Genomic DNA, 14,622 nt, shown 5'->3' on the forward strand with positions numbered 1-14,622 from the left:
ATGGTCTTGATTGACAGCTTCAACATCCTCATCGGCGGCACCGCCATGCCCGAGGCCAAAATGGACTTCGTCCGTCGAGTCGAGGTCGAATTGACGACGGACATGCCGGCCGCCTGTACGATCACGATGTATGCGGGGAAAGAAGATACGACGTTCGTCCCCTATGCGCTCGGCGATGCTCTGACGGTCCAGATGGGGCCGCGGGATGGCCAGCTTACGGATGTCTTCAAAGGCGAAATCGTCGGCTACGAGCACGTGTTTAACCCGGACATGACGATCGATATTGTCATGATTGCGCACGACAAACTGCACCGGCTCAATCGCGGCCGAATCCAGCAGTCGTTTCTCAACGTGACCGACTCGGATGTCATTACGCAGATCGTCCAGACGGCGGGATTAGCGGTTAACGTCACCGCAACCAGCACGGTTCACCCATCAATCGTCGCCAACAACGTCACCCCCCTGGAGTTCATCCAGTTTCTCGCGGCGCGCAACGGGTATACCGTGCGCTGGGACGTGACAGCCGACCAACTGAAAATTGAGATACCGGGCCAAGCGGCGGTATCGCTCGCGTATGGGTCGACGCTCGAGGAGTTTCGGCCGCGATTCACCGCTGCGCGCGGTGTGGGTACGGTAAAGGCGTTTGGCTGGGATCCTAAAGCAAAAGCGGTGTTCGCTGGAACACAAAAGACGGCCAAGACCGCCGGCGATCTGCCGACCGCAGCGGTTATGGGAAAAATCAACACGGCGATCGGCCAGTTCGGAACAACGATCGAACAGGTGACAGTTCTGGGCGCACCTGCGCTTGCGGTCGTCAACAAAGCGGCCGAAGCGCGCTTTGACGACTTGCGGCGACAGGCCTTTGAAGCCGAAGGGTTGTGTCGCGGCAACCCGGCGATCCTGCCCGGCAAGAAGTTGACGTTATCCGAACTCAAGGAATACAACGGCGACTATTACCCGACCGTCGTTCGGCACGTATTCTACGAAGGAATCTACGATACCCGGTTCTACATCGAAGGGCGTACGCCAAACGCCATCACACGCCTGATGCAGGCCAACACGCACTCCGACAGGTTATGGTACGGCGTCTATCCTGCCGTGGTGACCAACATCAACGACAGTGAAACCAACCTCGGACGTGTCAAGGTCAAGCTTCCGTGGTTCAGTGAATCAATCGAGACCGACTGGGCCCGAATTGCGATGGCCGGTGCCACGACCGCCGGGGGGCTGATGTTCAACCCCCAGGTGAACGATGAGGTCCTCGTTGCGTTTGAAGACGGGCAGTTCGACCGGCCGTTCGTCATCGGCGGATTGTGGAACACGACCAACACCCCGCCGGTCGCTGCTGTGGCGGATCTCGTTGCGGATGGCAAGACGCGCCTTCGCGGTCTGTATATGCCCGACGGCGCGAAGATTGAGTTTGTTTCGGCTGACAAAGCGAGTACAAAGAAGGGCTATTACCTCACCGACGCGGCGGGCAATAATATCAACGTCAATGCGACCGACAAATTCATGGAGATCAAGACGGTCGCCGGCTTTTTCCTGAAGTTGGACGACCAGAACAAGATAGCGGAGTTGAAAACCGCTGGCGGACTGTCCGTCAAGATGGAGGACAACGCTAAGAAGGTCACGCTGACGGCGTCCTCAGCGACGGTAACGATGGACGGAAACGGCAACAAGATTTCATTGAGCGCGGCGAACATCGAGATCAGCGGCAGCGGTAGCGTGACGATTTCCGGCGGCTCAGTCAAGATCAACTGACAGGGGAGGAACGATGGCAAACAGCTATGTCGGACGTCGCATCGGGTTCCCGATCCATTTGGGCGACCGCAATCAGCTTGCGACGGTTACGGACGATACGGCAATCCGGCAGGCGATCTACGTCATCGTGAACACCGTGCCCGGCGAGCGTGTCATGCGCCCAGAATTCGGCTGCCAGATCCACCGCTGCATCTTCAGCCCTGCCAACAACGAGACGGCGTCCATTGCGCAGCGCTACGTGCGCGAGGCGCTCACCCGTTGGGAACCGCGCATCGAGCTCAAAGCCGTCGACGTGACGCCGGGGAACTACGACTACGGCGAACTGCTCGTGGAAGTCTCGTATGTTATAAAGGGGGCGAACGACCCGCGCAGCCTCGTTTTCCCTTATTACCTGATCCCACAATAGAGGGTACGCACCTATGGGTTTCACCACACCTCGCCTTGACGACCGCGCGTTTGACGACATTGTCAACGAAGCCCGCGCGCGTATCCCGCTGTATACGCCGGAGTGGACCGACCACAACCTGAGCGATCCGGGCATTACGCTGATCGAGTTGTTCGCATGGATGACTGATGTCGTGCTGTACCGGCTCAACCGCGTGCCGGACCGGCATTACGTCAAGTTCATGGAACTGCTCGGCATGCGCCTTGAGCAGGCCGAACCCGCGCGCACGATGGTCACGTTTTGGCTGTCTGCACCACAGGCTACTACGATGACCGTGCCGGTGAATACCGAGGTGTCGACTATTCGCACCGAGGTTGACCGCGCGATCGTGTTTGCGACCGACGCCGCGCTGGCGATCGACGTACCGCAAGTCGGGTTCATCATGACCAGCGCCGGTGGCGACGAGCGGCGCGCCTTCCAGATGTACGGTGCGCGCAGTGTGACAACAGGCAGCGAGCCGTTCCCGGCCTTCGCATCCGAACCACCTTCGCAGAATGATGCGTTCTACATCGGCTTCACCAACCCGCTTAACCACCACATCATCGGCGTGAACATCGAGGTCGACACGGCGGAAGGCGCCGGCATCGACCCGAACCGTCCGCCGTATGTTTGGGAAGTCCTTAGCACGGGCATCGAACAACGGTGGGAGCCGGTCGAAGTCGAGTTCGACCGCACCATGGGCCTCAATGTCAGCGGGCAGGTGCGCATCTACCTGCCGGAGATGGTGCGTTCGGCGCGCAACGAGCAGACCGCATATTGGCTGCGCTGCCGCCTCGACATGACCGACACCGACAGCCGTTACAACGTCAGCCCGCGCATCAACCAGCTCACCGTGCAAAGTTGGGGAGGCTCGGTCAGCGCGACCAACGTTACGATCGTGAAAAATGAAGTGATCGGGCGTTCGGACGGCTCGCCGGGGCAGACATTCTTCCTCGTCAATAAGCCAGTGCTCGCCCGTTCGTCGTCGGAGCACCTGCTCGTGCGCCGCGAGGATGGTCTCGAAGAACGCTGGCAGGAAGTCGCGGACTTTTCAAACTCGCAGCCGAACGATCGGCATTACGCCATCGACAGCGATACCGGGGAGGTGCGGCTCGGGCCTGCACTGCCGCTGCGTGACGGCACCGTGCAGCGCTTCGGCGCCCTGCCGGCAAAAGGCGCGATGTTGATCATGACCGGTTACCGTCATGGTGGCGGATTGGTCGGCAACGTCGGCGCCAACACGCTCGTGCAGCTCCGTACCAGCATCCCGTACATCAGCCGGGTGACGAACCGCATCGGCGCGTCGGGGGGCTGGACGCGGAAAACCTCGAGACCGCCAAGCTGCGGGTGCCGCACTTCTTGCGCTCGCTTGGCCGTGCCGTGACCGCAGCCGACTTCGAGTATCTGTCCGTACAAGCTGCCCCCGGCCAGATCGGGCGCGTGTATGCGCTCCGGCCGCCGCTGACCGCGCCCGGCGAGGTCAAGCTGCTGGTGATTCCCAGCGTGCCGCGGCTCGGCGGGTTCCTCGTGCCGGAAAGCCTCGAACTGCAAGACGACCTGCGCGAACAGATCATCAGCTATCTCGATGATCGCCGTTTGATTTCGACGGTGCTGGATGTTCAGCAGCCCTACTACCAATGGGTGCAAACCGAAATCCGCATCCGCGTGACACCGGGCGAGAATGTCGAGCGCGTGCGGTTGGCGGTCGAGGCCAAGCTGTTCGAATTCGTCAATCCGCTGATCGGTGGGCCGGATGGCAAGGGCTGGCCGTTCGGGCGCGATATGTTCCCTGCCGATGTCATGGCGGTTGTCCTGACGGTGCCCGGCGTGAGCTTCGTGCGGTCGGTGCGGTTGTTCCCGGTCACCTATGACGATCGCCGTCAGTTCACGTTGGCGACCGAGGCCACCGAAATCCGGCTCCCGCCGCAGGGTGTCGTTGCCAGCTATCAGCACCTAATCATCAACGAGTAATCCGCATGGCAGACGAGATCCGCGCACTCTTTAGCCTGACCGGCCCCGAAGTCGACACTGACGAAATCGTCGTCGGCCGGCAGGGCCTGCGTGTCGGCCGCGGCTCCGACAATAACCTCGTGCTCAACCATCGTGAGATCAGTCGCCAGCACATGCGCATTGTGTGGCGTGAGGACGATACGTATCTGGTCGAGGACTTGAACAGCAGTAATGGCGTGTTCTTCAACGAGACGCGCATTCCTGCTCGTGTCGCGCAGGAAATCTCGGTCGGCGACTCGATTCGTGCGGGGCCGTTCGTGCTCAAACTCGAGCGGCTCATCCTGACACAGCGTGCGCCCGTTCCGCGCGCCAGCGAGCCTTCCGGGCCATTGCCGCCTATCGGAGCGTTGGATTTCGTGGTAGGGCACCCGATGGGCGTCCCGCGTGACAAGTCGACTTGGCTCAAGTACCTTCCTGCGATCTACAGCGACGACGAGTTTCTCGGCCGATTCTTGTTGATCTTCGAGTCGATTATGGCGCCCATCACGTGGACGATCGACGCGATGGACCTGTATTGGACGCCGGAGACTGCGCCGGCGGAGTGGCTGCAGTGGATCGGGAGCTGGTTCGATCTGTTGATCGTGCCGGAGCTGCCGCTTGAACGGCAGCGCGAAATTGTGCGGCAGATTGGCTGGCTGTTCCTGCGCCGTGGCACAAAAGCAGGGCTGGAACGGCTTCTTGAGTTATACTTCGGCGTAACACCGGAAATCATCGAAGATGCCCCGTGCCATTTCATCGTTCGGCTGCCGCTGCCGCAGAACGGATCGCCGGCTCTCGGCGCCGACCTGGCAGACCGGCTTATCGACGCGCAGCGCCCTGCGTTCGCGTCGTATCGTCTGGAAGTAGAGTAGGGAGATCACGTTATGTCTGACCTCAACCACGACAGCGAGCTGATCCGAAAGCGGCATCACGCACAGAAGGCCGAACCGGAAAACACCCCGCAGGCGGATACCAACCCGGTTGCCCGCTTGCAGCGCATGATTGGCAACCGTGCGGTTGCCCGCATGATGCTTCCCGGTGGCGGTACGGTCCAAGCCAAGATGAACGTCACGGCGGCCGATGACGCACAGGAGCAAGAGGCCGACGCGATGGCCGATCAGGCGATGCGCTCGATCAACGATGCGTCTGCCCAGCCTGCGAGCGTCCAGCGTGAAGGCGAAGAAGACGAGATGATGGCCAAGCGTATCCAGCGCGAGGGCGAAGAAGACGAGATGATGGCCAAGCGTATCCAGCGCCAAGGCCCCGAAGACGAAGAATTGCAGATGAAGCGCATCCAGCGTGAAGGCGAAGAAGAAGAACTTCAGGCCAAGCGCATCCAACGTGAAGGCGACGAAGAGGAACTTCAGGCCAAGCGCGCCCAGCGCAGCGAAGTCGATATGGCGGGGGCGTTCTCGGTCGGCGACGAGTTCGAGTCGCAGTTGAACAGCGCGCGCAGCGGCGGTTCCAGCATCGATGATTCGACGCGGGGCAAGATGGAGGGGGCGTTTGGCGCCGACTTCAGTGGGGTGCGTGTGCATACCGGCTCGCAGTCGGACGCGCTGAACCGTTCGATCGGGGCGCGCGCCTTCACGACAGGCAGCGATATTTTCTTCAAGTCCGGGGAATACAACCCCGGTTCCAGCGACGGGCAGCGCCTCCTTGCGCATGAGCTTACACACACCGTCCATCAGGGCGCCGTGCGTACCAAGCGCGAGGAGAAGCGCGATTAGCGACGAACGATAGAAATGGGCGGCAATGCCTGACGGGATGATCGGTAAGACCATCGAGCATTACCGCATCGACTTCATGCTAGGTCAGGGCGGGATGGCGGCGGTGTATCGCGCGACCGACCTGCGCCTGCAGCGGCAAGTTGCGATCAAACTCATGCACCCCCATTTGGCGGTGCAGCAGAGTTTTCAGCGCCGCTTTCTACAGGAAGCGCGCGCGGCGGCCAAGCTCGATCATCCCAACATCATTCGGGTGTTGTCGTTCAACAACCTGAATAACGATCTGTTCCTTGTCATGGAACTGATCACCGGCGGCAATCTGCGCCACTACATCAAACGCCTGTACGAAGACGGCCGGACGCTCGAATACCCGGAAGCCATCGAACTCGTTTATCAGGTCACAGACGGCCTTGCCTACGCGCACACGCAGGGCATGATCCACCGCGACATCAAGCCCGACAACGTGCTGCTCAAGCCCGATGCGGCCGGTGCGCGACTGAACTACCGTCCAATCCTGACCGACTTCGGCCTCGCCAAGCTGACGGCCAGCACCGAGTCGGCGGTTACCGAGCAGCAGCCGATCGGCACCTACCCCTACATGTCGCCTGAGCAGTGCTTGGCCGAGGAGGTCGATCAGCGCAGCGACATCTACTCCATCGGCATCGTGCTGTATGAGCTTACCGTCGGACGGCTGCCGTACAACCCGAAGTCTATTGCCGAGGCGGTGCGCTACCACACGCGCGAACCACTGCCGCTGCCAAGCGCGCTGCGCGCCGGGTTTCCGTCCGATCTCGAGGCGGTGATCGTCAAGGCGCTGCAAAAAGAGCCTAACAAGCGTTACCAGACCGCCGCCGAGTTCGCGGCGGATTTGCAGTCCATGCTGCGCCCGATCGTTCAGACTCCGGCGCCGGTTGCCGTACTCGCGGCGCCCGAACCCGACCCGACCGACGGCGTCATCATCACCGACCTGACGACGGCCACGATGGCACGGCCCCTGCCTGAGCGCATTCCGCCGGACTTGCCAGTGCCAAGTACCGACGCCGATGTGCGCATGATGGATCGGCTGGTGTTCTTCAGCCCAGCCCAGCCCAGCCGAATCGTGGCTTTCACCGATCGTGATTTCGTGCGCATCGGCCGGGGCAGCGATCAGGACATTGTACTGTTGGGCGAAAAGGTCTCGCGCGAGCATGTCACCGTTGAGCGCAAGCCCAACGGCCGCTACACGCTCACCGCCATGCACACCACCAACGGCACCTATTTCGGGTCGAATAAGCTCGAACCGGAGATTCCGGTACTGCTCAAGCCGGGCGACATCGTGCGCATTGGCGATTACTGGATGCAGCTTGAACTGCGATCGGTGATCGAAGCCGCCGACGACGAGCCGCCGGTCCCGCGTGATTTGACGGCGCTGAAATATATCGAAGGCATCGACGAGCACGAGCCGACCCCGCCGCCGGCCCCGCCGGTCGAGGAGGCCACCCCGCTTCCGGCGCCTGATCCTGCGCCTGCGCCGCCGGCCCCAGCAGCGCCGATGATGGGCGACCGAACGCTGGCTGTCCCGATGCCGATTGGCGAGGACGCGCCGACCCCGCCGCCGGACGAGCAGGTTACGCCGCCGCCCGCGCCAATTGAACCCGGCGGGGGAACGACGCTTAAGGTGCAGATGCCGCCCGAACCGCCAGCAGCGGCGGTGGCGCCACCTGCGACACCAGCGCCACCGGCACCTGCTAAGCCGGAACCCGCTGCGGCCGTGCCGCAGGCGCCTGCGGCGCCCAAGGCCAGCGCCGCCGATTCGATTCCGACCGACCTTCCGCCAGCCACGCTGGCGCTCGAGCCGCCGCACTTTACGCCGCCGCAGGCCGCGCCGGATCAGGTCGGCTTCGACCGCCTGATCTTCTTCAGCGAAAGCCGACCGACGGTGACCGCGTCGCTCAAGAAGGACCGCATGGTCATCGGGCGTGGCAGCGCTGCCGACATCGTGCTGGACGACCCGGCGATCTCGCGCCGCCACGCGCGGGTAGAGCGGTTGGGTGACGGTCGCGTCGTGGTCATCGACACCAAGTCCCGCAACGGCGTGTTGGATGGCGGTGTGCGTATCCCGGTCGATGAGCCGCTTCGCCTTGAAGCGGAGAAACCGCTGCGCATCGGCACCTACTGGTTGATGTTCGAGGCGCGCCGGCGTATCCCCATCAACCTGCTGACCGGCGTGCCGACCGTTGGCGCGGCCGAGGCCGAAGACCCCGATCGCACTGTCCAGATGGTCAAGCCGCTGGACGAGGAACTGCCACACTATTCGCCGCCGCCGCTGTCGGTTGACATGCAGGCGTCCGACCGGCTCGTGTTTTTCAGCGAAGATCACCCGATTCAGATCATCAAGCTGGACGAGGAAATCTTCACCATTGGCCGTGGCGAAACACAATCTGTGCAGCTCGACGGCAAGCGCGTGAGCCGCGAGCACCTCTTGCTCGAGCTCAAGCCGGACGGCAACCTGTACGTCACCGACAAAGACTCGACCAACGGGACGTGGGTCGGCGACACGCTGCTGGTGCCCAATACGCAGGTGCTGTGGGAAAAGACCGAACTGCTGCGGATTGGCAATTACTGGGTCAAGTTCGAGCAAGGCAATCGCATCTTCGACCCGCTGAGTATCGGCAGCGAGCGCGATCAGCGGCGGCTTGTCGGCACGCGAATCAAGAATTACCGCATTGACCGATTCGTCGGTCAGAACAACCTCGCGGCAGTGTACAAAGCCACCGAGCTCCCGCTGGACCGCGTCGTCGCGCTCAAGATCATGCACCCGAACCTCGCGGCCGATGATGCCCGCAAGCAGCGCTTCCTGCAAGAAGCCCGCATGCTCAGCCGCCTCGACCATCCGAACATCGTGCGCGTGCTGTCGTATGACAACGTCGACAACGAGCTGTTCATGGTGCAGGAGTTCGTCGCAGGCAACAGCATGCGGCGATACATCGGCGAGACGCGCCAGTCCAACAAGCAGATCGCCGTGCGCGATGCCGTGCAGATGGTGATGCAGATTGCCGATGGGCTGCATTATGCGCATCAGCAGGGCATGATTCATCGTTCGATGAAGCCCGAAAACCTCGTGCTGCGCCAATCGGCGGTGATCGGCCCGATCGTCAACTACACGCCGGTCATGACCGACTTCAGCGTGGCGCAGTACAGCGACAGCGGCGATATCTTCATCACCGATAAGCCGGAAATGGAGTACGCCTATCTGTCGCCGGAGGTGTGCCTCGGCGAGCGCGTCGACATCCGCACCAACATCTACGAGTTGGGCGTGATCCTGTACGAACTGCTGGTCGGTCAGCCGCCGTTCCAGCCCCGTTCGATCGCCGAAGCGATCCGCATGCACACGCATGAGCGCATTCGCATGCCGAGCGACACGCGCGCAGACGTACATGACGACCTCGAAAAAGTCCTGCTGCGGATGTTGGACAAGAACCCCAACAATCGCTATCAGACCGCGATCGACGTGGCACGCGCCTTGCAGCGCACGTCGACGGTGGCAGTCGACGACGGCGCGGCCAGCGCCGCCGACCCGAGCGTGGTGGTAGACGACTTGATGACGGCGTTGATGCCGAAGCCGATCCCCGACTCGATGCCGCGGCCGACGCGCGTCCCGAGTTTTGGCGGCGCTCGCGTCGATCAGCTCGTGTTCTACAGCGAGGAGTCGCCGACGCGTGTCGTACCATTCGACAAGCCGGTGCTGACGGTCGGTCGCGGCAGCGATCAGGATATCGTGCTGAACGGCGACAAGGTCAGCCGCAGGCATGTGCGCATCGAGCGCGGACTTGGCGACGTCTACCGGGTAATCGACCTCGGCAGCAAGAACGGGACGTTTCTGGGCGACTACAAGCTCGTCCGAGGCGTGGCCGAGACGTGGGATCGCGCCGAGTCGCTGCGGATCGGGAACTTCTGGGTGCGCGTCGAATCGCCGTTGAAGCCCGAGGAGTCCAACGGTCGCGGGCCGGGTCCGTACGACACGCGCACCAATGTCGAGGAAGAACCTGCGCCGATTCAAGTGATCGTCAAGCCGCTTGAACCGGAGAAGATCGGCGTCGTGGTCGGTTCGGCCAGCCTCAAGGTGACTCCGGGAAGTACGATCAGCCTGCCGATCGAGGTCATCAACCGGTCGGACGTGGTCGACCACTTTCGGGTTGAAGCCCTCGGTTTGCCGGCCGGGTGGGTGACTCAGCCGACGCAGTCGCTGTACCTGCTGCCCAATACCCGCGATTCGACCTCGATCACGTTTCATCCGCCCATGTCGTCGGCCAGTGCTGCCGGCGGTCATGCGGTCGAAATTCGCGTGTCGGCGCGCGCGCAGGGTATTTCGTCGTCGGCACAGCAAGTCGCGCTTGAGGTCACGCCGTACTACACGTTCACCACCGACCTCGACCCGCAGCGCCTCAACCGGCGCGGTCGGTGCGAATTGGTCATCAAGAACACTGGCAACACGGTTGCCAAGTACAGCCTGCAGACCCGCGACCGCGAGCAGATGGTGCGCTTCGACGCGGCCGGCAAGCAGTATACGCTCGCGCCGGGGCAGACCGAATACATCCCGATTCGGGTGTGGCCGAGCCGGCGTCACTGGTTCGGACAGACCAAGATTCTCCCGTTTGAAGTTCAGGTGATCCCGACGCCGACCGAACAAAGCGGCGGGCCGCGCGTGCTAACCGGCGAGCTGGTCGTACCATCGCGCTTGCCGACGTGGATTATCGGCGCGGCGCTGCTGCTGCTGATTCTATGCGGCGTTATCGGCGCGTTCGCCGCGACGCAGATCATCGCGTATCGTGACAGCCAAGCGACGATCACCGCGAATGCCGTAGCGACCTTCGTGGCCGAGACTCCCACGGCACTGGCCCTCGCAGATTCGGACGGCGATCAGCTTTCGAACATCCGCGAAGGCGAGCTGGGTACGCTGCCAGACAACCCGGATACCGACGGAGACGGCCTGACCGACGGTCAGGAAGTGCTGGTTTACGGGACGAACCCGCTCAAGCAGGATACCGACGAGGACGGAATTCCCGATGGCACCGAGATCGCCAACGGGACAAACCCGCTCAACGTCGACAGCGATGGCGACGAGATTCCTGACGCCGAAGACCCCTTCCCGATGATGCGGGCGACGCCGACCATCACGCCATTCCCGACGATCCCCGGCACGGTCGGGGACGTATGTCCGGGTTCGCCGGTGCCGTCACGGGTGGCGATCGGGATGCAAGCCATCGTCGAACCCGGCGGAGTCGCCAATCGGCTGCGTGCCGAGCCGAATCCGGAGGCGGAGATCGTAGGATTCATGCCGCCCGGGTCGGTGTTCATCATCAACGGCGGTCCGGAGTGCGACGACGTAGCGCAGCTGCGCTGGTGGCAGGTGCAGTTCGGCGACCTCAACGGGTGGACGGCCGAAGGCGAAGGGGAAGAGTACTATATCGCTCCGCCGGGCTTGGAAGGCGATGGCGAGGACGAAGAACAAGCCGCCGACGAAGAAGCCGCGCTCGCCAGCCCGGTGCGGGTGGCGAACCTGAACTCGCGCTTGATGGGTGTGCAGGTGAACTGGTACGTGCCGTCCGACCAGTGGCGGCAGGTGCTTGACTTTGCCGGTCCCGTGGGCGTGGGTTGGATCAAGATGCAGGCCGATTGGGGCCTGCTTCAGTCCGAGCCGGGGCGGTTGAGCGAAGGATTCCAGTCGTTTGCGGCAGCGGTGCGTGATGCCCGCACGCGTGGCTATCGCGTGCTCGTCAGCATTGCGAAGGCGCCGTCGTGGACCCGGTCGTCCAGCACCGGCCAAGCCGGTCCGCCTGACGATCCGCGCGACCTCGGCCGGTTCATCACGTTGATGTTGGAGCAGATCGGCACCGAGGTCGACGCCATCGAGGTGTGGAACGAGCCGAACATCCGCCGCGAATGGGATACGCGCGCATTAGAATTTAGCGGCGCGGGATACATGGAACTCTTCGACGCGGCGTATCGGGCTATCCGCTCCCATTCGAGCCGCACTTCGATCATCACCGCGGGCCTATCTCCGACGTCGACGACCGAAGGGTCGATCAACGACCGGCGGTTTTTGCGCGAGATGTACGAGGCTGGCCTAGGCGACTACGACGACATTGCCATTGGCGTGCACCCGTACAGTTGGAGCAATGCGCCCGGCGAGCGCTGCTGCGCGCCCGACGGCTCGGGATGGGACGACCGCGCGCAGTTCTTCATGCTTGACACGCTCTCGGCGTACCGGTCCCTGATGCGGCGCAACGGCCATGGCGACCTGCTCCTGTGGGCGACCGAATTCGGCTGGACGACGTGGGAGGATCTGCCCGGCACCGCGCCGGAACCGTGGATGGTCCGCCTGAGCGCAGATGACCATGCCGACTACATTCTCGATGCCTTTCGCATCGCGCAGGGGCTGAACTTCATGGGGCCGATGTTCCTGTGGAATTTGAACTTCGCCAACGAGTCGGCGGTGCAGTCGGCCAACGAGTACGCGGGCTACAGCCTGCTCTATACACCCTCCGAGACGACCGTGGTCGAGCGCCCGGTCTATCGTGCGTTGGTCGAACGGCGCACCGGCGGAGGCACGCCATGAAGCGCCTGATGCTATTCGTGCTGCTGCTCGTCGCGTTCTCGGCAGCGCAGGCGCAGTTCGACCCGCGTATCACTGTCCTGACTCCTGCCACCGCCGAGGACGATGTCATCTCGCTGTCGGTTCGACTCGAGGGCATCGACCCGCGCCAGTTGGGGGCGTTGAGCCCGCTCAACTTCAGCATCGACGAACCGTTTACCGACTTGTCCGTTACGGCCGATCCGCGCTTGCCGATGACGTTGGGCGTCATCATCAACTTGAGCGTGAACAGCGAGGTCGGGCTGATTCAGCGCACGCTGCGCGCCTACTTCGACTCGTACTTCCGCGACGGCGACGACGTGCAGTTTACGGTACTCACGGGTGTGGCGCCCCAGAATTCGACGGCGACCACCGCAGCCGAGATCGACGCACTGATCGACGGGTTGACGGTCGCGCGCGGCTACTTCCTCGTTGAGGATCCGCTTGTCGCCGCCGCAGGCGCGCTCGCCGAATCGGCCGCCGATCCGACGCGGGTGACGCAGGCGTTGTTCGTGACGTCGTTCATCAACGACGAAGACGAGACCCGGGCGGCAGATGCGTTCCGGTCTGCCGGTGTGCCTCTCAACATTGTGCAGGTCCATTCCTTCCGCGAGCCGTTTACCGAATTCTTGAGACGCATGGCGTCCGCGGCCAATGGCATCTTCGTCAACAACCTGACGGGATCGCTGGTGACCGACGATACGCCGCAAGCCATCGGCGCGCTGAAAGTGCTGTACGACGCGTTGGACGCCAGCCGTACTGTTTTCGATATTACTTATCGATCGACCGCGCTAGACCTCACGCCCGAACCGCAGCTGACATTGAGCGCGCAGGTCGGCTTCAACGAAGTCGTCAGCGTGCCGTTCAGCTACGAACGGCAGTTTGAAGCGCCGGTCGTCGAGTTCGCCAATCCGTCAATTTCGGCGGCGCGCCGGCCGCGCCGTGCCGACGACGGTTCGGTCAGTTACGACGTCAATTCAGCCGACGTTGCAGTCTATGTGCGCTTCCCCGACGCGGTCCCACGCGAACTCTCTGCGCTGCAGCTCGAGGTGACCGACGCCGCGCGCGGCGTGGTGTTGCAGTCACGCTTGGAAGTCGACCCGCAGCCAGCAAGCGATGGAAGTTATGTGATTCCGTGGGAACTTGCCGACTACGACGCACCGGGGACCAGCAGTTCGGTACGCGTAACCGTTACGGTGACCGACGAACTCGGCTTGACCGGAAGCGCCGATCAGTTGGCGACGGTTGCCGTTGCGGCCTTGCCACCCTTGCCGACCGCTACGCCGCTGCCTCCTACCGCGACCTTCACACCGGTTCCGCCCACCGCGACGCTCGTGCCGACCGCTGTGCCGACTGCCGTACCTATCGTCTCCGTCAGGTCGGCCAACACAGTGCTGGGCCAAAGCTCGAACGACCTCGTACGGGCGTTCGCCATCCTCGCTGTGGCGCTGTCCGGCATCACTGCCGCGCTGCTGCTTAGGCTGCGCAGGGTGCGCCGGCAGCTCGCCTACGATCAGGCCCGAATCGAGTCGCTGCTCGACATGCCGACGCCGCTGCCAGAGGACGGGTCGTCGCCGAAGATGGTCGCCGCGGATAGTGGCGACAACGGGGAGGTAAAGCCCGGCGTCGTCGTTGGGCGGCTGATCGTCAAGCGAGGGCTGCCGCCGCAGGAAGTCAAGATTGACAAGTCCGAGTTCACCATCGGACGCAAGTTGGCTGATGGAATCGACTATTCCATTGAGGCCCCGTTTATCAGCCCGAGGCATTGTGTGTTACAGTATCGAGGAGGGCGCTTCCTGCTGCGCGATCTAGGGAGCAAGAACGGCACCTTCGTCAACGGCGAGCGGCTGGCGCCTGAACGCGATGTCGTCGTGCCCAACGGGTCCGAGGTAGAGATCACGCGCAACGTCGTCTTTGAGCTGTGGGATCCGGATACAGTCGTTAACGTCGATTATCAGATGGACGACGTGGCGACCGAGCGGATGAGCACCCGGATCACGACGACGGTGGATACCGTGAGTTATCCGTCCGCGCTGGGCATTCGCGCCGCGGCCGATGACGACGCGGAAATTGGAGAGGATTACAGCCCGGTTTGACGCCGGGCTGAT

8 protein-coding genes are annotated in these 14,622 nt (G+C 62.8%); all 8 read left to right on the forward strand.

Annotated elements, in window-relative coordinates; translation table 11 throughout:
* Genes IPM16_01630 through IPM16_01665 form a run of 8 tightly spaced genes read left to right on the forward strand, consistent with a single transcriptional unit; the run spans nucleotide 1 to nucleotide 14,610 of the window.
* Nucleotides 1-1,761, forward strand: a complete 1,761-nt coding sequence (locus tag IPM16_01630) for a hypothetical protein (GenBank protein MBK9121811.1) — start codon at nucleotides 1-3, stop codon at nucleotides 1,759-1,761.
* A 13-nt stretch (nucleotides 1,762-1,774) separates the two neighbouring features.
* Nucleotides 1,775-2,167 (forward strand): GPW/gp25 family protein, encoded by a 393-nt coding sequence (locus IPM16_01635; GenBank protein ID MBK9121812.1) that lies wholly within the window; start codon nucleotides 1,775-1,777, stop codon nucleotides 2,165-2,167.
* Between the two features lie 13 nt (nucleotides 2,168-2,180).
* The gene (locus tag IPM16_01640; GenBank protein ID MBK9121813.1) at nucleotides 2,181-3,569 is read left to right on the forward strand and encodes a putative baseplate assembly protein; all 1,389 of its coding nucleotides are present in this window, start codon (nucleotides 2,181-2,183) and stop codon (nucleotides 3,567-3,569) included.
* Entirely contained in the window at nucleotides 3,545-4,156 is a 612-nt protein-coding gene (locus IPM16_01645) for a hypothetical protein (protein ID MBK9121814.1), read from the forward strand. The genes IPM16_01640 and IPM16_01645 overlap by 25 nt, the downstream gene beginning before the upstream one ends.
* 5 nt (nucleotides 4,157-4,161) lie before the next feature.
* Nucleotides 4,162-5,046, forward strand: a complete 885-nt coding sequence (locus IPM16_01650; GenBank protein MBK9121815.1) for an FHA domain-containing protein — start codon at nucleotides 4,162-4,164, stop codon at nucleotides 5,044-5,046.
* A gap of 12 nt (nucleotides 5,047-5,058) precedes the next feature.
* A complete protein-coding gene (locus IPM16_01655) occupies nucleotides 5,059-5,904 on the forward strand; it encodes a DUF4157 domain-containing protein (protein ID MBK9121816.1) in 846 nt (281 codons plus the stop codon).
* Between the two features lie 25 nt (nucleotides 5,905-5,929).
* A complete protein-coding gene (locus tag IPM16_01660; GenBank protein ID MBK9121817.1) occupies nucleotides 5,930-12,499 on the forward strand; it encodes a protein kinase in 6,570 nt (2,189 codons plus the stop codon).
* A complete protein-coding gene (locus tag IPM16_01665; GenBank protein ID MBK9121818.1) occupies nucleotides 12,496-14,610 on the forward strand; it encodes an FHA domain-containing protein in 2,115 nt (704 codons plus the stop codon). The genes IPM16_01660 and IPM16_01665 overlap by 4 nt, the downstream gene beginning before the upstream one ends.
* The last annotated feature ends 12 nt before the right edge of the window (nucleotides 14,611-14,622 follow it).

The organism is Candidatus Flexicrinis affinis, assembly GCA_016716525.1.
Classification (GTDB): Bacteria; Chloroflexota; Anaerolineae; order Aggregatilineales; family Phototrophicaceae; genus Flexicrinis; species Flexicrinis affinis.